15 protein-coding genes are annotated in these 18,498 nt (G+C 69.7%); 12 read left to right on the forward strand and 3 right to left on the reverse strand.

Translation table 11 applies throughout. The annotated features are described in order from the left end of the window. Nucleotides 1-29: 29 nt before the first annotated feature. Nucleotides 30-932: a LysR family transcriptional regulator gene (locus WME89_RS05710; RefSeq protein WP_438008234.1), complete on the reverse strand. Its 903-nt coding sequence runs from the start codon at nt 930-932 to the stop codon at nt 30-32. Between the two features lie 420 nt (nt 933-1,352). On the opposite strand from WME89_RS05710, the gene WME89_RS05715 reads away from it, so the two are divergent. The 3 genes from WME89_RS05715 to WME89_RS05725 all read left to right on the forward strand — a co-directional run bounded on the left by WME89_RS05715 (nt 1,353) and on the right by WME89_RS05725 (nt 4,449). Beyond that, nucleotides 1,353-1,898: a hypothetical protein gene (locus WME89_RS05715; protein ID WP_438008235.1), complete on the forward strand. Its 546-nt coding sequence runs from the start codon at nt 1,353-1,355 to the stop codon at nt 1,896-1,898. After that, nucleotides 1,895-3,322 (forward strand): MFS transporter, encoded by a 1,428-nt coding sequence (locus WME89_RS05720; protein ID WP_438008236.1) that lies wholly within the window; start codon nt 1,895-1,897, stop codon nt 3,320-3,322. The genes WME89_RS05715 and WME89_RS05720 overlap by 4 nt, the downstream gene beginning before the upstream one ends. Nucleotides 3,323-3,468: 146 nt before the next feature. Further along, nucleotides 3,469-4,449: an SDR family NAD(P)-dependent oxidoreductase gene (locus WME89_RS05725; RefSeq protein WP_438008237.1), complete on the forward strand. Its 981-nt coding sequence runs from the start codon at nt 3,469-3,471 to the stop codon at nt 4,447-4,449. 47 nt (nt 4,450-4,496) lie between these two features. On the opposite strand, the gene WME89_RS05730 is transcribed toward WME89_RS05725, so the two are convergent. Then, a complete protein-coding gene (locus tag WME89_RS05730) occupies nt 4,497-5,942 on the reverse strand; it encodes an FAD-dependent monooxygenase (protein ID WP_438008238.1) in 1,446 nt (481 codons plus the stop codon). Nucleotides 5,943-6,010: 68 nt separating this feature from the next. On the opposite strand from WME89_RS05730, the gene WME89_RS05735 reads away from it, so the two are divergent. The 7 genes from WME89_RS05735 (at nt 6,011) to WME89_RS05765 (ending at nt 13,441) form a co-directional block, all read left to right on the forward strand. Then, nucleotides 6,011-6,643, forward strand: coding sequence for a TetR/AcrR family transcriptional regulator (locus tag WME89_RS05735; RefSeq protein ID WP_438008239.1), 633 nt, complete (start codon nt 6,011-6,013; stop codon nt 6,641-6,643). A gap of 451 nt (nt 6,644-7,094) precedes the next feature. Then, a complete protein-coding gene (locus tag WME89_RS05740) occupies nt 7,095-7,673 on the forward strand; it encodes a superoxide dismutase (RefSeq protein WP_438008240.1) in 579 nt (192 codons plus the stop codon). A gap of 67 nt (nt 7,674-7,740) precedes the next feature. Next, a complete protein-coding gene (locus WME89_RS05745) occupies nt 7,741-8,613 on the forward strand; it encodes an SDR family oxidoreductase (RefSeq protein ID WP_438008241.1) in 873 nt (290 codons plus the stop codon). Nucleotides 8,614-8,970: 357 nt separating this feature from the next. Beyond that, complete coding sequence (locus WME89_RS05750) at nt 8,971-9,756, forward strand: DoxX family protein (RefSeq protein WP_438008242.1); 786 nt, start codon at nt 8,971-8,973, stop codon at nt 9,754-9,756. Between the two features lie 146 nt (nt 9,757-9,902). Then, a complete protein-coding gene (locus WME89_RS05755) occupies nt 9,903-10,697 on the forward strand; it encodes a hypothetical protein (protein ID WP_438008243.1) in 795 nt (264 codons plus the stop codon). 215 nt (nt 10,698-10,912) lie between these two features. Beyond that, nucleotides 10,913-11,308 (forward strand): VOC family protein, encoded by a 396-nt coding sequence (locus WME89_RS05760; protein WP_438008244.1) that lies wholly within the window; start codon nt 10,913-10,915, stop codon nt 11,306-11,308. 669 nt (nt 11,309-11,977) lie between these two features. Next, nucleotides 11,978-13,441 carry a glucose/sorbosone family PQQ-dependent dehydrogenase gene (locus tag WME89_RS05765; RefSeq protein WP_438008245.1) on the forward strand — a complete coding sequence of 488 codons (1,464 nt, stop codon included), beginning with the start codon at nt 11,978-11,980 and terminating at the stop codon, nt 13,439-13,441. 51 nt (nt 13,442-13,492) lie between these two features. Here WME89_RS05765 and WME89_RS05770 read toward each other — a convergent pair whose 3' ends face one another. After that, nucleotides 13,493-14,494, reverse strand: a complete 1,002-nt coding sequence (locus WME89_RS05770; RefSeq protein ID WP_438011899.1) for a GlxA family transcriptional regulator — start codon at nt 14,492-14,494, stop codon at nt 13,493-13,495. Between the two features lie 179 nt (nt 14,495-14,673). Between WME89_RS05770 and WME89_RS05775 the strand changes: the two genes are divergently transcribed. Together WME89_RS05775 and WME89_RS05780 are read left to right on the forward strand one after the other, a co-directional pair. After that, nucleotides 14,674-15,849, forward strand: coding sequence for an MFS transporter (locus WME89_RS05775; RefSeq protein WP_438008246.1), 1,176 nt, complete (start codon nt 14,674-14,676; stop codon nt 15,847-15,849). 330 nt (nt 15,850-16,179) lie between these two features. Further along, nucleotides 16,180-18,411 carry a DUF3160 domain-containing protein gene (locus WME89_RS05780; RefSeq protein WP_438008247.1) on the forward strand — a complete coding sequence of 744 codons (2,232 nt, stop codon included), beginning with the start codon at nt 16,180-16,182 and terminating at the stop codon, nt 18,409-18,411. The last annotated feature ends 87 nt before the right edge of the window (nt 18,412-18,498 follow it).

Genomic DNA, 18,498 nt, shown 5'->3' on the forward strand with positions numbered 1-18,498 from the left:
AGGGTCGTGATCGAGGGGCCAAACGGGCTCTAACCAGCGCTTTCCGACGCGCAGACAGCGCGAAGGCATGCTCGCAACCAGCGGTGCGCCGGATCGGCGTCCATTCGGGGGTGCCACAGCATGGACACGGTGAACTCGATCGCAGGCACTGGAAGGCGGAAGCTGAACATCCCCTCGCGCAGACTTGCCGTATGGCGATCCGGAACCGTGGCCACCAGCTCTGAAGCCCGCGCCAGCGACAGCGCGGCTGAAAAGCCACCGACGATGGCCCCGACCTTCCGGATGAGGCCGGGGGGCAGGAAAGGGCGCTCGACGGCGCCGTTGTCATAGCCGCTGCGCGACACGATGACGTGGTGCGCTTGGGCATAGGCTTTGGCGGTCAACTTGCCGTCGCTCAGAGGATGCCCGGCTCGCACGACGCCGACCAGCCGATCATGGAACAAGGCTTGGCTGCGCACCTCCGGACCAAGGGACGCTTCAATGACGCCGGTCTCCAGGTCGACCCGACCGTCGCGGAGGGGCGCGCTGTCCTTGTCAGGCTTCTGAAGGAAATGGAGGCGCACCCCCGGGGCCTCCTCGCCGATTCGAGCCAGGAGGTCAGGGCCGAAGTTCTCCACGAAGCCATCGCTGGTCCGCAGCGTGAAGGTCCGAACGAGCCCGGTCAGGTCAATCGCCTGATCTGGCCGCAAGACGGCCTCGGCGTCCTCGACGAGCCGGTGAACCCGCTCACGCAAGGCCAGCGCTCGAGGCGTCAGAACCAGGCCGCGGCCCGCCCTGACGAGGAGCGGATCGCCGGTCGTCTCTCGTAGGCGAGCCAATGCGCGGCTCATCGCCGAGGGGCTCAGCCGCAACCGTTGAGCGGCGCGCGCCACGCTTCCTTCTGCCAGGAGCACGTCGAGCGTGATGAGCAGGTTCAGATCGGGAGACGACATGCTCCGAAGATAGCATGAAGCTCGAGAAACTTGAAATTGACATGGTGATCGACGTCAACCACTCGGGCTCTCCCGCGACCTCGCTGACGGAGAGGAACAGGCTCGGCCGGTGCCGCTGTTCGCAGGGCGCGGGCAGGACGCGCGCTCGCTCGGCCCGCGCTGGTCTTCGCCCTGTGGATGCCGGCCCAGCAATGCGCCCGCTCCGCCCCAGCGTCGCGGCTCGCTCGATGGCGCCGCGATGGCGCTGAAGCAGCCGCGCGATGGCCTCGCCGAGGCTCAGCCCGCGCGAGATCAGCGAGGACGGCGGCAAGATCGCGGATCACATGGCGCCCAGCGCACGGATAACATGCACACGCTGCGCGTTCCGCCATGTCATGCGGCCCTCTACTCTTCCGGGACGCTTCAACGAAGGGGACGACGATGGCCAACAGCGCTCTGCAGACATTCATCGACGGCACGAAGGCGGCCTGGGGGCCGCTGACGAGCGAGCTCGTCGCTGCGTGCCGCCAACACCTGGAGACTCTTGTCAAGGCTTCGCCATCAGAGGCGTGGCTCGCGGCGCTCCACCGGAGCGCGCCCACAAATGAGGAGCTGTATCACGACCTCACCCATGGGTTTGTGCTCCTCGCGCACACCGAACACGCCGGGCTCTACCGGCCACCCCACGACCACGGCAGAGGGTGGGTGATGTACGCGGTGCAGCAGGGCGAAATCGAGATGGGGACCTACGCGCGGGTAGAGGACCCGGACGGCCGGCTCCGGCTGGTGAAGAGGGACTCGACCCTGGTGCGGGCCGGCCAGGTGCAAGTGTACCTCCCCGGCGACATTCACGACACGCGGTGCATGACGAGCTCGGCGCTGCTCTTCCGCTTCACGGAGCGAGACCTGAGGGTCGAGGACCGGCAAGAGCACCGGGTCATCCGGTATGTCGAACGCAACGGCGTTTGGACCACGGCGGCGGCATGACCAGTCTTCTGGCTGAAGGGCGGATCGCGACGGCCCCCCTCGACCGATCCACGCCGCAGCAGGCCCACGCCGACGCCGGGCTGCCATCGCCGCGACGCGCCTTCGCGATCGCCGCTGTGTTGAGCGCCATGAGCCTCGTGGTGCTCGACGCGGGCATGGCCAACGTCGCCTTGCCGACGATGGCCCGCGCGCTGGACGCCACACCGTCCCTGGCGGTCCTCGTCATCACCGCGTACCAGACCGCGCTCGTCATGGCGCTTCTGCCCTGCGCCGCCCTCGGCGAACGGCTCGGCTACGGCCGGGTGTTCGTCGGGGGTGTCGCTCTCTTCACGGTGGCGTCCGCGCTCTGCGCCCTGCCGCCCTCGCTGCCCTGGCTCGTCGCCGCCCGGTTCGTCCAAGGCCTTGGCGGCGCTGCCGTGATGGCGCTGGGGGTGGCCCTCTTACGGTTGTCCGTTCCTCCGAAGCAGCTCGGCGCGGCCATCGGCTGGAACGCGCTGACGGTCGCGCTCTCGTCGGCCGCAAGCCCCGCCATCGGCGCCCTGATCCTGGCGGGGATGGGCTGGCCTTGGCTCTTCCTGGTGAACCTCCCCGTGGGCGCGACGGCGCTGTTGGCCGCGCGCGCGCTCCCGCCGGTCGCCGGAACGGCGCAGCGGATCGACGGGCGCAGTGTGGCGCTGAACGGCGTCGTCTTTGCGCTGCTCGTCATCGGAGCGGAGCTCTTGCCGACACGGCCGCTCGCGGCCGGCCTGCTGCTTGCGATGGCGGCGGTTGCCCTGATGTGGCTGGTTCGTCGGGAGATGCCGAAGGCCGCCCCGATGATCCCGCTCGACCTGCTGCGCGGCAGATCGTTCCGGGTCTCGGTGATCGCGTCGGTGTGTTGCTTCACGGGCCAAACGGCGGGCCTGGTGGCGCTTCCCTTCTACCTGCAACACCAACTTGGGCAGACACCGCTCGAGGCCGGGATCTATATGACGCCCTGGCCGCTGACCGTCGCCGCGACAGCCGTCGTCGCCGGTCGCCTCGCGGACCGCATACCGACGGCGTGGCTCTGTGCTGTCGGCGGCGCCTGCCTCGCCCTCGGCCTGGCGGCGACCGCCCTGTGGCCGCTGCAGGGCGACCCTCGGCTGCTCATTGCGTTCGCCATCGTCTGCGGCCTGGGGTTCGGCCTCTTTCAGGTGCCGAACAACCGCAACATGTTCCTTTCCGCGCCGCCGGAACGGAGCGGCGCGGCTGGCGGCACGCAAAGCACCGCTCGTCTGACCGGTCAGACGGCAGGGGCGGTCCTCATGACCCTGCTCTTCACCACCACCTCCCTCGACCTGGCGCCTCGGGTCGGACTTGGGATCGGAGCCGTATTGGCCCTGACCGCCGGCATCGTGAGCGCCACGCGAGGTCCGGCACGGGGAGCGTCCGTTCGTGCCTGACCTGACGCCCGCCGTTCCAAGCCACCGTCGTCTCGAGCACCTTCGCATCCTGGCCGTTCGTCCCCCCAGGCAAGCCGAACCGCAGCCGTGCGCGAAATGTCCGGTCCTTCCAATCGATCTCTCGCGACAGGCGGTAGATCAGCCGCATGACGAACAAGCAACACCCGATCGGCAGCGGCTTCAGCGCAGCATCCACCGCCGACGATGTCCTCCGGGGCATCGACCTCAGCGGCAAGAACGTCATCGTCACCGGCGGTCACGCCGGCCTCGGCCTCGAGACGACGCGCGCGCTCGCGAAGGCCGGCGCGTCCGTGACCGTGGGCGCGCGCGATCCGGGCCGCGCTGCCAGCGCGGTCGCCGGGATCGAGCGCGTCGAGGTGAGCCAGCTCGATCTGATCGATCCGACGTCGATCGACGGGTTCGCGGAGCGCTGGCGCGCGTCGGGTCGGCCGCTCCACGTCCTCGTCAACTCCGCCGCGCCGCCGGCGTCCAAGGAGGTCGCGCGCGACGCGCGCGGCTACGAGCTCCAGTTCGCGACCAGTCACCTTGGACACTTCCAGCTCACGCTGCGGCTCTTGCCCGCGCTGCGGGCGGCGGGCGGAGCGCGCGTCGTCAACGTGTCGTCGGGCGCGCACCGATTCGGCGAGATCCGGTGGGACGATCCGAACTTCGCGACGGGATACCGGTCGACGGCGGCCTACGCGCAGTCGAAGAAGGCCAACGTGCTCTTCGCCGTGGAGCTCGATCGGCGGTGGGCGAGCGAGAAGATCCGCGGCTACGCCGTCCACCCGGGCGTCGTCGTCGGGACGACGCTGAACAGCGCGGCCGGGCCGGAGGCGCTGCGGGCGATGGGCCTCATCGACGAGGCCGGCAAGCCGATCATCGATCCGGTCCGCGGGAAGAAGACGCCGGCGCAAGGCGCGAGCACCATCGCGTTCGCGGCCACGAGCCCGCTCCTCGCCGAGATCGGCGGCGTCTACCTGAAGGACAACGACGTCGCGCCGCTGGACGACGAGGCGAGGCCGCTCACTGCGGATAGCGTCCCGTCGGACGCGACGTCGAGCTCGGTCGATCCGGAGGCCGCGAAGCGGCTCTGGGAGCTGAGCGAGCGGCTCTTGCGAGGGTGATCATCTCCCGCGCGGCGGCGGCGCGGCGGCGGGCACGTCGCTCCGATTCAGAACCAGCGCGCGAGCGCGTCGTCGAGCGACGTCGACGACGCGTCGGTCCACGCGATGCAGCCGTCGGGACGGACGAGCATCGACGGGCCGTCTTTGCCGTCCTTGGTGCGTGCATGTTGCACAGCTTGCGGGAGTGACCGTTCCGAAGGCGAGATGAAGAGGCCGCCGCCCTTCTCCATCAGCACGTAGATCCGCTCTTCGCTGCCGTCGGTGAGCGTGAGGAGCTGGTCCTTCGCGAGCGTGCCGACGAGCGGGTCGTCGTCGCCGAGGTCGTAACGAATGCCGACGCCCGTGAGCATCTCGCCGAAGTAGCGATTGCCTTCGGGCAGCTTCATCAGGTCGCCCACGATGGTGCGGAGCGCGCTCGTGAGCGGGTCAGGGCGCATCAGCGCGATTTGCGCGCGGGTATTCTCGAGGACGCGCGCAGCGACGGGGTGGCGCTCGGCGGTGTACGAGTCGAGGAGATGATCGCGCCCCTTCACCGCCGCGGCGAGCTTCCAACCAAGGTTCGCGGCGTCGACGAGGCCGAGGTTCAAGCCCTGGCCGCCGAAGGGCGAGTGGACGTGCGCGGCGTCACCGGCGAGCAAGACGCGGCCCATCCGGTAGGTCGTCGCTTGTCGCGCGTTATCGGTCCAGCGCGTCGCCATCGTCATCGACAGGATCTTGACGTCGGTGCCGCTCACGCGCTGGATCGCCGCTTCGACCTCGGCTTGCGTGATCGGCGCATCCCGGTGGGGCGGCGGTCCGTTGAACTCCGCCGTGAAGACGCGCCCCGGCATCGGTCCGGACACGACGAGGCCGCGCGGCGTTCGGTGCCAGCCCGTCGCGAGCTTCTCGGGCGTATCGAGCTCGGCGACAGCCTGATAGCCGGTGATGGTCGGATCCGTGCCGGGGAACTCGAAGCCGGCGAGCTTGCGGACGCGGCTCCGGCCGCCGTCGCAGCCGACGAGGTACTTCGCGCTCAGCGGGCCCGCGCTCGTCTGCACGGTCACGGCGTCGTTGTCCCGCTCGAGACCTTCCACCGTGATGCCGCGGCGGATCTCGATCCCGAGCTCGCTCGCGCGCGCGGTCAGGATCTTCTCGAGCGCCTCTTGCGGCACGGGACGCATGTGGCGCTCCGGGTCGCGCTGGAGGCGCTGGTCGATCAAGAACATTCCAGAAAAGTGGCCTCCCGGCTTCTTCATCGGTCCGGATCCGAAGCGCGCCTTCAGCGCCGGCAGCATCAGGGCCATGGTGGCGCGGCGTTCGTCGTCGAGCGCACCCGCGAGCCCGCGTCGCTCCAGCGCCTCGGCTGCCACCGCGCCGACCGAGGCGGCCTTGATCGTGCGGTCGGGCTCCACGAGCCGCTCCAGCACGAGCGGCTTCACGCCCGCTGTCGCGAGCTCGATCGCAAGGAAGAGCCCGACCGGGCCCGCGCCGACGATGACGACATCGTGAGTCATGACGTGAATCGTAGACTCGATAAAACTTTGTGCTAGTAAAATTTTAATCTTGGTATAAGATCTGGTCCATGGGCGAGCTCCGCGAAAGCAAGAAGCGCGAGACCAGGCAGCGGATCTCCGACATCGCGACGGGGCTGTTCCACGCGCGCGGCTTCGACGCGGTGACGGTCGAGGAGATCGCCGCCGCCGCAAATGTCTCCAGGATGACGGTGTTCAACTACTTCGCGCGCAAGGAGGACCTCCTCCTGGATCGCGAGGACGAGGTGAAGCTGCTCTTGCGCGAGGCGCTCGGCGAGAGGCCGAAGGGGCAGTCGCCGGTCGACGCGCTCCGCCGCCTCGTCGACAGGCTGTGCGAGCAGAAGCATCCGTTCGCTCGCATCGACAGCCAGACGGCCGGCTTCTGGCGCGTCGTTGCGGCGAGCCCGTCGCTCAAGGCGCGCCTCCGCGAGATCGGGGACGAGGCGGTCGACGGGCTCGCGGTCGAGCTCGCCGGTCCGGAGCCCGATGGCCTCGCGCGGCTCGTCGCCGGCATGATCGTGCTGACGTGGCGCACGGCTTACGCCGAAGCGCTCCGCGTGTTCGAGCGCGGGGGCTCGGCGAAGAAGGCGAACGCCGCGTTCCTCGCGTTGATCGATCGCGGCTTCGCGGCCGTTCACGGAATGGCGGCGAGCTCGAGCCAGCAGCCTTCCGTGCGCGGCTGAGGGCTCGCCGCGCGCGGGCTCGCGACAGCGATGAGCGCCCGCCCGCGAGAGGCTCGTCGAGCGGAGGAGCACGCGGAGGATGTTCGGCTCGCTCATCTCCGGGACCTGCAGCGCGGCGAGGGCGGCCCGACGGGCGCGCTGGCGAAAGGAATCGGCGGCAAATCTCCGTGCGCTCAGCGCGACGCGGCAGGTTGGCGGAGCCACTGAGCCGCTGGCCGGGAGGCCGTCTCTCCAAATGGATGGAAAGCTGCCAACTCGTTGGCAAGGCGCCACGCGCACCCACCGGGGTTGCTACGTTGCCGCCGGACCCGGCGACGTGGAGCGGCTGTCTGGCCGCGAAGCGCGGGCGTTCGATCCCAGGCTGGAGCGCCACCCGGAGCTCTTCGCCGAGCTACTCACGAGGGCTGCGACGAGCGCGTGGCCGTCGACACGCAACACGAGGAACAGAACCATGACCTTCACTCTTCCCGAGCTCCCCTACTCCAGAGACGCGCTGGCTCCCCACATCTCGGCCGAGACGCTCGATTTCCACCACGGCAAGCATCACAACGCCTACGTCACGAAGCTGAACGAGCTCGTGGCAGCGGACGCGGCGCTCGCGGGCAAGAGCCTCGAGGATCTCGTCCGCACGACGTCCGGCGCTGTCTTCAACCAGGCAGCTCAGGTGTGGAATCACACGTTCTACTGGCACAGCATGAAGCCGCAGGGCGGCGGTGAGCCCACCGCCGCGCTCCGTGCGGCGATCGAGGGGGCGTTCGGAAGCGTGTCGTCGTTCAAGGAGAAGTTCAGCGCCGCGGCCGTCGGTCAGTTCGGCTCGGGCTGGGCCTGGCTGGTGAAGGATAGCTCCGGCAAGCTGGAGATCGTGCAGACGGGCAACGCCGGGTCCCCGCTCACGGAGGGCAAGACGCCGCTGCTCACGTGCGACGTGTGGGAGCACGCATATTACATCGACTACCGAAATGCCCGGGTGAAGTACGTCGAGGCATGGTGGAACCTGGTGAACTGGGACCACGCCGCCTCGAAGCTGTGACCCGCGCGAGCGCGCGAAGGCGGCGGCTCTCCCCACGCCTTCGACGGCGCGGCGAAGGCGGGTCACCATGAGCGACGAAAGGGAGCGGCAGATGATCCTCGTGACCGGAGCGACAGGGAATGTTGGCGGCGCCGTGCTCGAGCAGCTCGTCGAGGCGGGACAGAGGGTCCGCGCCCTCGTGCGCGACCCGGCGAGGCTTGGCGAGCGCGGCAGCCTGGTCGAGGTCGTGAAGGGCGATCTCGCGAAGCCCGAGACGCTCGACGCCGCGTTCGCGGGCGTGGACAGGGCGTTCGTCGTCTGCGCGGGCGGCGACCTCCCGGCGCTCGCCGGCAACGCGGCCGCCGCGGCGAAGAGGGCGGGCGTCCGGCACCTCGTGCTGCTGTCGTCGGCGAGCGCCGTGGACGAGCACGACTACACGATCGCCCGCTGGCACCGCGAGGCCGAGGCGGAGGTCAAGGCGTCGGGGCTCGCCTGGACGATGCTGCAGCCGGGGGCCTTCGCGACGAACGCGCTCATGTGGGTCGGCTCGATCAAGGCGCAGGGCGCCGTGTACCAGGCCACGGGCGACGGCAAGACGGCGCCGATCGACCAGCGCGACATCGCGGCGGTAGCCGTGAAGGCGCTGACGTCGCCGGGGCACGAGGGCAAGTCGTACGTGCTCACCGGGCCGGAGGCGCTGAGCGCGGCAGAGCAGGTGGCGAAGATCAGCGCCGCGATCGGGACGCCGCTCAGGTTCGTCGACGTGACCGAGGAGGCCTTGCGCGATGGACTGGAGAAGGCGGGCCTCCCCGAGGTGTTCATCCGGGCCATCACCGAGATCCAGGCGCTGGTCAAGGCCGGGCACGGCGAGCGGCCCGCCCCGACGGTCGAGCAGCTGCTCGGGCGCAAGGCGCGGACGTTCGATGAGTGGCTGGAGCGCCACGGGCGGGCGTTCCAGTAGATCGCAGCGGCGGCGGCGCAGCTGGTCCGGTGAGTCGGACCGCATGACGCCGGCAATCCGATCGCTCCGACGCGCTTCCAATCATTGCGGGCAGCTGCGGATACAGGGACATTCTTGCGACTTCAGGTTCCCGGATTGGACGTTCTTCAGGGAAACCGATGGCTGATCCAGTAGCCCAAGAGCGTTCCGCGCGCGCCCGCCACGGCGACGATGATTGGGACCTGACCTGTATCACCGCGAGCGGTTGCCAATCGATGGAGCGCAGGGGATTCAGTCCCCCATCATGGACCACACCCATTCGGAGGCGGTGGAACTAGTTCTTCTGTTGAACGCTCCATTTGATATCATCGGGGCCATATGACTGCCCGATCCGAAAAAATCCTCGGCTGGACGCCCACCGTCCTGCTGGCCCTTTTCATGATCTTCGCCTCCGGTTTGGCGAAATTCCTCATCCAGGATGGCACCCCCACCGCCAACTTCATGAAAGCGCTCGGCGTCTGGGACCATCGCTACCTGGTCGGCGCGCTCGAGATCATCGCCGCCGTTCTCCTTCTCATTCCCCGCACCGCTACGCTCGGCTTCGTGATGATGGTCGCCGTGCTCGGCGGCGCGACGGCCACCGGTCTCACGCATGACGTCGAAGGCAACTGGCCGTGGTTCCCGTTCGTCCTCATCCTCGTGATGATGATCGGCGCGTACTTCCGCACGCCGGAGCTTCTCGCCCGCGCGAGGAATCCGAAGTCCGTCCCGAACCCGGGCAAGGCCGGAAAGATCGTCTCGTGGATTTTGACCGGCCTCCTGTCCCTCGCCACCTTGGCGAGCGGCATCCTCCAGCTCATGCCTCCCACGAATGAGGAAGGCGCGGCGTTCATGGCACGGCTGGGGATCACGGACATCACCGTGCCGCTCGGCATCACGAAGATCTGCCTCGCGATCCTCTTCCTCATCCCGCGCTGTTCCGCGATCGGCCTCGTGCTCATGGTCGGCTACTTCTCCGGCGCTTTGGCCACGAACATGACCCGCGGCTTCACGCTTCCGGAATATCTGCCGCTCATCATCGTGCTCGGTTTGCTCGCGATCACCGGCTGGGTCCGCAACCCCGAACTTCGGCAGCGCCTGCTCGGACGCCCCGTGTCCGCCTGAGGATTTTCATCCACCCTGGCGCCTTACGCGCCTTGCGCCTTCCGAGCGTGGGACCGCTGGCGGATGACGTGCCGGTTGGAGATACGCCGGCAAACCCGGGGAGGGAAGCGCACGCCCCGGTCCGTGCCTCACGCGCCCAGCTCGGCTTGTTCCACGAGCGCGCCGCGGCCGTCATCGAGAGCACCGAGGCGCTGTGGAGCTTCGGGATGCGCCTTTCGGGCAAGGTGGAGCCGATCGTGCGGCTTGCCATCGGCGCGGTGACGCCGCTCGGGCCGATCGTGGGCATCTTCCCGGGGGTGCAGGCTGTCGCGATGCGCCATGGCCCCGCGCGGCCTGGCGGCGCAGGCGCTCTGGGAGGAGCTGCGTCGCCGCGGCCGCGACGCCGGGCTGCTGACCTGACACGCCGGGGCCTTGCGGTGGCCACCCCGCAGGGACGACAATCGGGGACGATGGTGACCTCCTCCGCGTCGGTGAAGGTCGAGCTGCTGGAGCAGACGGACGTGTATGTGGTGGCGACCTGGCGGCGGCTCATGCTGCTCGTCTGGCGCCGGCAGGCCAGCGTCGCCGGCGTCGAGCGCTCCCGGGCGCTCTTCCAGCCCTGGGCGGCGCGCCAGCTGGGAGGGGCAGCGTTCCTGGTCGTGGTCCCCCCCCAGCGCACCGGGCCGCCCGACGAGGCGACCCGGGCGGCGATGCAGCGGGCGGCGAGCGCTCCCGGGGGGTACTTGAAGGGCATGGCCACGCTCATCGAGGCCGAGGGGTTCATCGCCGCCTCGGTCCGCGCCCTGATGATGCGGCTGCAGGCCCGCGGGACGCAGGGGCTCGCGCCGAACATCTTTCGGACGACGGCCGAGGCCGCGGCCTGGGTGGCGGCGGTGCTGCAGGACCCGGAGGTCACGCCAGAGAAGCTCGAGGAGGCGATCCGCGTGGCGCGCGAGGGCTGAGCGCGCGGCGCTCTCCTCGACCGATACGCTGGCGCGTCGATGTCTCTCGGGAGGTTGCCAGGTCGCCATCGCTTCGTTATGCTCTCGCTCGCCGAAAGAGGTAGGTCGGTTCAGGCGAGCCCCGGCCACTCCCATGACGGGAGCCCATGTCCCCTCCACCACGGAGTGAGGTCCCACGGCACCTGGACGCACGTGCGTCCTCCGTGGAGGCTCTCATGCAGCTCAATCACATCGATCTCCAGGTCCCCGACGTCATCGAAACGGCCGCGTTCTTCGAGCGGCACTTCCAGTTCGAGGTCCACGGCAACCGGCACTCGCCGGCGATCGCCATCCTCACGGGGCCCGGCGACTTCACGCTCGTCCTCCAGCGCCGGCGCGAGGCGGACGGTCCTTATCCCGAGGGCTTCCACATCGGCTTTCTCGTCGGCGACGTGGCCACGGTGTACGACAAGCACGCCGCGATCGTCGCGGCGGGCGTCGACAGCGGCCCCGTGAGCGAGAACGGCCGCGGCGTGATGTTCTATTTCAAGGCGCCCGGCGACATCCTCATCGAGGTGAGCTGCCGGCGCCGCCCGCTCCCCGCGGTGCGCTCCGACGTAGGAGCGGGATAGGGCTCGTCGGATCCAACGGCCAGTTGGACCGCCTGCCGAGCCTACGCATCCCGGTGTCACTGAGCGCGGACGTCTGCGCAACCACCGGTTGATCGTCGACGAGCCGCCCGAGCTTGGCGGCAAGAACGAGGGGCAGAACCCGGTGGGACACCCTCGCCGGCGTCCCGGTGGAGCTCGTGACCGCTGGTGCGCGACCCGAGCTGCCCTCCGGTGAAGAAGAGGCTCGCGCGTAAAAGCGGGCGGCGACAGCGCGGTCGTCCGGCTCGACGAGCACCGGAGTGAACCGCGCGTGACCCGGCGCTCGCGCCGACGGCCGGCGGCGAGGTGCGCCGCGTCTGTCGCCGTGTCCATCACCGCGGTTGCCGCAACGTCCGTGCCACTGTGTTCGGCGCCGCGTTCATGCGACGTGTCAACCATGCTGCGACACAGAATCAACTTGACAGTGGGAGGGGCCTTTGTGTCTCTTTATTGTAAGGACCGATCACTTTGATCGGTACACAGCTCGTCGGACGCCGTACGCGTCCGCGACGCTGGAAGCTCTCTCAGCACATCCGCCGCGCCCTGGAGCGGTGGACCCCGATACTCTTCCTCAATCGAAAGAAGCAGCGAGGTAGTTCTATGTCCCTCTCCATCTCACGCAGCCCAGCTGTTTTCCTGGCTCAGGTTGGTTTGCTCGCCACCGCTTCCTGGGGCTTCGCCGGGTGCGGCCCGGCGGAGCGCCTGGACGGTCCGGTCGGAGCTCACGGGGACGCCGTCGTCGACGGCGAGGCCGGCGACGACGGCGATGAGCGCAGCGCCGGCGGGGAAGCCTCCTTCGCTTCGCGCGAGATCACCCGAGGCCTGCAGTCTCCGGCGCGGCTCGTCCTGGGTCCGGACGGCTTCCTGTGGTTGACCGAGCGCGTGGCGAAGCGGGTCGTGCGCGTGCGGCCGGACGACGGCCAGCTGACGACCGCGGTCACCATCGGGGAAGCGTTCCAGTCGGGGGGACAGGACGGGGTGCTGGGCCTGGCCCTGCACCCGGATCTGCTCCAGGGCAAGGGCAGAGACTACGTGTATGTCTCCTTCACCTACGACGTCGACCCAGGACCGGCGGTGGACCGCAGGACGAAGATCCGCCGCTACACGTACGACCCGGCGACCGAGACCCTGGGGAGCCCTCTCGATATCATCACGGGCCTGCCAGGGAGCGACGATCACAACTCCGCCCGGATCCTCTTCGGCCCGGATCGGAAGCTCTATTACACCATCGGGGATCAGGGGAACAACCAGTTCGGCAGGAAGTGCCTCTCGATCCGCGCGCAGGAGCTGCCCACGGCGGCCGAGGTCGCGGCGCAGGACTGGTCGAAGTACCAGGGCAAGGTCCTGCGCTTGAACCTCGACGGCTCGATCCCGCACGACAACCCGCGGATCGACGGCACCCGCAGCCATATCTATTCGTACGGGCACCGCAACCCGCAGGGCCTCACGTTCGGCCGGGGTGACAAGCTCTACGCGAACGAGCATGGGCCGAAGAGCGATGACGAGCTGAACCGCATCCTGCCCGGCGAGAACTACGGCTGGCCGCACGTCGCCGGCTATCAGGACGACCAGGCGTACACGTACGACAACTGGTCGGCCTCGAGCCCGACGCCCTGCGAGGCGCTCGAGTGGAACGACTACGAGGCGCCTCCCTCCGTCCCGCAGCAGGAGGAGAGCGCCTTCAGCCACCCCGACTTCCGGGAGCCGCTCCTCACCTTCTACACCGTCGACGACGACCACGACTTCCGCACTTCGGTGTGCGGAGAGGAGTTCAACTGGATCTGCTGGCCCACGATCGCGCCCTCCTCGCTCCACTACTACCCCGCCGGGCGCGGCGTCCCGGGGTGGGGGAACTCGCTCCTGATCACCAGCCTCAAGCGGGGCGCGGTGTTCCGGGTGAAGCTGAGCGCGAACGGGAAGTCCGTGGTCGGCGAGCCTGTCCGCCTGCTCGCCACCAGCAACCGCTACCGCGATCTCGCGATCGGCCCGGACCGCCGGACATTTTACGTGATCACGGACCCGTCGGGGAGCACGAGCGGGCCGACCGGTCTGGGTACGACGGTCCTGGACAACCCGGGAGCGATCCTCGAGTTCAAGTACACGGGATCGCACTGAGCCAGCGCCCGAGGCGCCGGGCCTGCGCCGTACCGGCGCAAGGTGCCCCCGTCACTTCCTGGCAGGCGCGCGGGCGCTCGCGGCGAAGCGCTCCCGGTACTCGAGGGGTCCCACGCCGAGCCGTCGCTGGAAGGCGCGGCGCAGGTTCTGCTCGTCGCCGAAGCCGCACCGGTGGGCGATCCGCTTGAGCGGGAGATCCGTGCCCGCGACGGCCTGGCAGGCGGCTTCGAGGCGCATGGCTGCGACCGTCTTCGCCGGGGTCTGCCCCACCGCGGCCGTGTAGGCGCGCGCGAAGGTGCGCGGGCTCATCCCCACCTGCGCGGCCAGGCGCTCGACGCGCAGATCGCCTGCGAGGCGGTCGGCCATCCAGGCATGCAGGTCGGCGAACGAGCCGCCCTCGGCCGCCTGCGCCGCGAGCGGCGCGCTGAACTGCGACTGCCCGCCGGGCCGCTTGAGGAACACGACGAGCTGCTGGGCGACGGCCATGGCCGCGCGGTGCCCGAGGTCCTCCTCGACGAGCGCGAGGGTGAGATCGATGCCCGCAGAGATGCCGGCCGAGCTCCAGATCGGCCCGTCGCGCAGGTAGATCGAGTCCGCGTCGACGCGCACGCCCGGGTGGCGCTCCGCGAGGAGCGGCGCGGTGCGCCAGTGGGTCGCCGCGCGGCGGCCGTCGAGCAGGCCCGCGGCGGCGAGGAGGAAGGCGCCCGTGCACACGGCGCAGGTGCGGCGCGCGCGCGGCGCGCGGCGGGCCAGCCAGGCCACGAGATCCGGCGGCGTGGCCGGGTCCTCCGGCGGACCGCTGCCCGGCACGATCAGCGTATCGATGGCGGCGTCGTCGAGCGTCGCGAGCGGCTCGGCAGCGACGCCGAGCCCGGTCGTGGTGCGCACGTGCCCGCCGGCCATCGAGGCGACGACCATGCGGTAGGGCGCGGTCGCGCCCGGCGCGCCCAAGGTGGCCGCGACGGTGAGGGCCTCGAGAGGCCCGGCCAGATCGAGCAGCGAGACGCCATCGAAGGCGAGCAGGACGACGAGGCGGGTCTCCGCGAAGGTCATGGCCATGACGAGCACCCTCGCAGCGCCGCCCGGGGCCCGCCAGCGCCGCCTGCGAACATCGTTCTGCACGGCCGTCGTCCGCCTCGCGGACCCATGATGTAATCTCGCCGGCGCATGCATCCATCGAGGAAGACACAGCGATCCAGGGCCTGCGCGGCGCCTGCGGAGAGGACGCCCGCGTGCCGCCGCTCCTGATCCTCACCTACGTGGGCTTCGTGAGCCTCGGCCTGCCCGACGCGGTGCTCGGCGTCGCGTGGCCCTCGCTGCGCGCCGCGTTCGCGCTCCCGCAGAGCGCGCTCGGCGCGCTCCTCGTCGCGACGGGCGTGGGGTACTTCTCGTCCAGCATCGCGGCGGGGAAGCTCGTGGATCGGCTCGGCGTCGGCAAGCTGCTCACGCTGAGCAGCGGGCTCATCACGGTCGCCTTGCTCGGTTACGCGATGACGCCGGTCTGGCCGCTGCTGCTCCTCTGCGGGCTGATCGCGGGGCTCGGCTCGGGCGCGATCGACGCAGGGCTCAACGCCTACGCGGCGAGCAACTTCTCCGCGCGCCACGTGAACTGGCTGCATGCCTGCTACTGCGCCGGCGCGGCGCTGGGGCCGCTCATCGCGACGGCGGCGCTCGCGACCACCGGCTCATGGCGCTCGGGCTACGCGATCATCGGCGCGATCATGTTGCTCCTGAGCACGGCCTTTGCCGTGGTCAAGGGATCGTTCCGCGCGCGGGCGGCGGCCGCCGACGGCCCGCAGGAGGCGCCGGGCGTCCCCGTCCCGCTCGCCGAGGCGCTGCGGCAGCGCCGCGTGTGGCTGCAGATCGCGGTGTTCTTCCTCTACACGGGCCTCGAGCTGCTGCTCGGGCAGTGGAGCTTCACGCTCAACACCGAGGCGCGCGGCGTCGCGGCGGAGACGGCCGGGGTGTGGGCGGGCGCCTACTGGGGCAGCATCGGCGTCGGGCGCGTCGTGCTCGGCCTGGCGGTCGATCGGGTGGGCGCGGACCGGCTCCTCCGCATGGCCACGCTGACGGCGCTGCTCGGGAGCGTGCTGTTCGCGGTCGGCCCGGCCTGGCCAGGGGCCGCGGGGCTCATGCTGGCGGGGCTCGGCCTCGCGCCGATCTACCCGACGCTGATGTCCCGCACCCCGGCTCGGCTCGGCCCCTACACCGCGCACGCGATCGGGCTCCAGGCGAGCGCGGCCATGGTCGGCGGCGCGGTCCTGCCGAGCATCGGCGGCGTGCTCGCCGCGCGTGTGGGGCTCCCGTCGATCGGGACGCTCGCGGTGGTCACGGCCGCGGGCCTGTGGCTGCTGCACGAGCTGCTGGTCCGGTCGACGCGCCCTCAGGGCACGAGCGACGGCGCGTAGGCGCTGCGCGAGCGCCACAGGCCGCGGCCAGAGGACCCCGCGGTCCGGAGGGGATACACGAGGTTCCTCGCGCGATGCGCCGCTCTCCTGGAAACGCGGCGCTGTATCAACAGCTCATCCACGCATCGAAGAGGCCGCCGGAGCCATCCGCAACACCACACCTCGCCGCGCCGCAATCAGGCTTGTTTCACTCACGCGCTCGCCGTCCGGCCGCGGGCCGTTCGTTCCGAGGGGGCTTCGCTCCGCCTGGCATGTCCGTTGCTCATCGCGGGGCTCGGCTCTCCCCGTTCCAGCGGCGCACGTCGACCCGGGGGGAGCGGGAGGCATGACATGATGAGAACGACGATGACCTGGCTCGGGCGCGGGACGAGAGCGACCCTGCCGCTGCTGGCGCTGCTCTGCGCTTGTTCAAGTGGACCCGGCGGCCCCGATCCCGGTGCCATCCCCAGTGTGCCAGGCGAGATCGACCCTGGCACGGAAGTCACGGTCTCGGCGCCGGCCGGTGTCGAAACCCTGCTACAGAAGCTCGACGAGGCACGGCTGGCGACGGCGGACGAGCTGCGAGCGAGCCACGCCGTCGAGTTCGAGCCGGACCTCGGTTACGACCCGCTCGCCGCGGCGAGCCTCGACCAGATCCTGACCGCGTTCTTCCCTGCTCCCGACGCTCAGAAAGAGCACCTGTCGCAAACGGGCTTCACCATCGGCGCGGCAAACCGATTCCCGTCTTTCGCCGCCGGCTATTCCTCGATTTACATGGCGGATCTGCCGGTGTTCATCAGCAGCGACATGGTGCTGGAGGCCATCTACCGCTCGCACGACAAGATCCTCCAGCAGCTGGAGCAGCAGGCGCTGCGACCTCGACTCGCGCACCTGCTGACGGCGATTCGCAGCTCGCTGATCGAGACGGCCGACACGCTGGAGCCGGAGGTGGCGTCCGATCTGAACTTCTACCTCGGCGTGGCCGTGTCGCTCATGAACGGCGGCAAGGTCGACCCCCGCGAGCCTTCCGAGGTGCAGGGCTTCGTCAGCGCCGCCATGCAGGCCAAGGGAATACAGGAGCGCGTGCTGTTCGGCGTCCCCCGGAACATCGACTTCTCCCAGTTCAAGCCGCGCGGGCACTACGCCGGCGATCCGGAGCTGGAGAGCTACTTCCGCAGCATGATGTGGCTCGGCCGCATCGACCTTCGCCTGATCGAGACGCAAGACGACGGCAGCCAGATCTTGCGGCGCAGGCAGGTCGAGAGCGCCATCGCGCTGCGCCGGCTCCTCGACTCCAGCGCGCTCGAGGAATACCTGGCGATCGACGCGATCATCAGCGCGTTCGTGGGCGAGCACGACTACATGACGCTGCAGGAGGTGGACGAGCTGCTCACCGCGTTGAACGCCCCGAGCGGGATCGGCGCCGTCGACGACGCGACCCTCGCCGGCGCGATCGTCAAAGGTCAGTTCGGCCAGCAGCGGATCGCCAGCCACGTGATGAGGCGGCAGGCCGGCGGCGAGAGCACCTTCCCCTTGAACCTGAGCTTCGCGTTGTTCGGTCAGCGCTACACGGTCGACAGCCACGTCTTCTCGAACCTGGTCTACGACCGCCTGCCCACCCGCGTCGTGCCCGACCCGCTCGACGTGGCCTTCGCCGCGCTGGGCAACGACCAGGCGCTCGGCCTGCTCGGCGACGAGCTCGACGTCGAGGTCGGCTATCCCGGTGAGCTCTCCGCGCTGCGCGTGCTGGTCGACGAACACCCCGAGCAGTACTGGGAGGGCAGCCTGTACACCAGCTGGCTCGGCGCGCTCCGCGCGCTGTCGCCCGGAGCAGGCACCCCGCCGGCGGACCTGCCCGCGGTGGCCCGCAGCGACGCCTGGGGCCGCCGTCTGCTCAATACCCAGCTCAGCTCGTGGGCGCAGCTCCGCCACAACAACGTGCTTTACGTGAAGCAGTCGTACACGTCGAACGCTTCGTGCGAGTATCCCGACGCCTACGTCGATCCCTACCCCGAGTTCTTCGACGCCGTGGTCGGCTTCGCCGAGCGCGCGCAGGAGCTCATCGCCACGCTCTACCTCGAGCCGAGCTTCCGCAGCCAGGTCGAGGACTACTTTGCGCGCGTCGCGCGCGTCAACCTCACGTTGGGCGAGATGGCTCGCGCCCAGCGCAGCGGCCAGCCGCACAGCAAGGAGCACCTGGCGTTCATCAACCAGGCCGTCACGACCGACGTGGGTTGCGACGGCACCGTGCTCGGCCACACGGGCTGGTACAGCGAGCTCCACTTCGACCCGCTGCAGGCCGTGGAGATGGATCCCACCATCACCGACGTGCACACCGACATCGGCGGCGATTTGCCGGTTCCTCGCCAGCCCAGCGTGCTTCACGTGGGCACCGGCGCGCCGCGCCTGATGGTGATGACCGTCGACTCCTGCCAGGGGCCCCGCGCGTACGCAGGCGTCGTCTCCGCCTACCACGAAGTCCTCCAGGACGGCCTGGTGCGCCTCACCGACGAGGAATGGAAGACCCGGATCTACGGCGACCTGCCGGCTGTGCCCTGGCTCGCTCCGTTGCTGAGCGAGTAAGCGCGGGGACCCGCTCGACTGGCCGGGCGGAGCTAGAACACCAATCATGTTGAAACCCGGAGAATTTTCACAGGGAGGCGGGGAGGC

Origin of the sequence: Sorangium sp. So ce321, from assembly GCF_051530195.1 — a bacterium.
Lineage (GTDB): Bacteria > Myxococcota_A > Polyangia > Polyangiales > Polyangiaceae > Sorangium.

Bases quoted from the DNA above. Each gene is read 5' to 3' on its own strand.
- WME89_RS05710 (WP_438008234.1), bottom strand. From the start codon at position 932: ATGTCGTCTCCCGATCTGAACCTGCTCATCACGCTCGACGTGCTCCTG.
- WME89_RS05715 (WP_438008235.1), top strand. From the start codon at position 1,353: ATGGCCAACAGCGCTCTGCAGACATTCATCGACGGCACGAAGGCGGCC.
- WME89_RS05720 (WP_438008236.1), top strand. From the start codon at position 1,895: ATGACCAGTCTTCTGGCTGAAGGGCGGATCGCGACGGCCCCCCTCGAC.
- WME89_RS05725 (WP_438008237.1), top strand. From the start codon at position 3,469: ATGACGAACAAGCAACACCCGATCGGCAGCGGCTTCAGCGCAGCATCC.
- WME89_RS05730 (WP_438008238.1), bottom strand. From the start codon at position 5,942: ATGACTCACGATGTCGTCATCGTCGGCGCGGGCCCGGTCGGGCTCTTC.
- WME89_RS05735 (WP_438008239.1), top strand. From the start codon at position 6,011: ATGGGCGAGCTCCGCGAAAGCAAGAAGCGCGAGACCAGGCAGCGGATC.
- WME89_RS05740 (WP_438008240.1), top strand. From the start codon at position 7,095: ATGACCTTCACTCTTCCCGAGCTCCCCTACTCCAGAGACGCGCTGGCT.
- WME89_RS05745 (WP_438008241.1), top strand. From the start codon at position 7,741: ATGAGCGACGAAAGGGAGCGGCAGATGATCCTCGTGACCGGAGCGACA.
- WME89_RS05750 (WP_438008242.1), top strand. From the start codon at position 8,971: ATGACTGCCCGATCCGAAAAAATCCTCGGCTGGACGCCCACCGTCCTG.
- WME89_RS05760 (WP_438008244.1), top strand. From the start codon at position 10,913: ATGCAGCTCAATCACATCGATCTCCAGGTCCCCGACGTCATCGAAACG.
- WME89_RS05770 (WP_438011899.1), bottom strand. From the start codon at position 14,494: ATGACCTTCGCGGAGACCCGCCTCGTCGTCCTGCTCGCCTTCGATGGC.
- WME89_RS05780 (WP_438008247.1), top strand. From the start codon at position 16,180: ATGATGAGAACGACGATGACCTGGCTCGGGCGCGGGACGAGAGCGACC.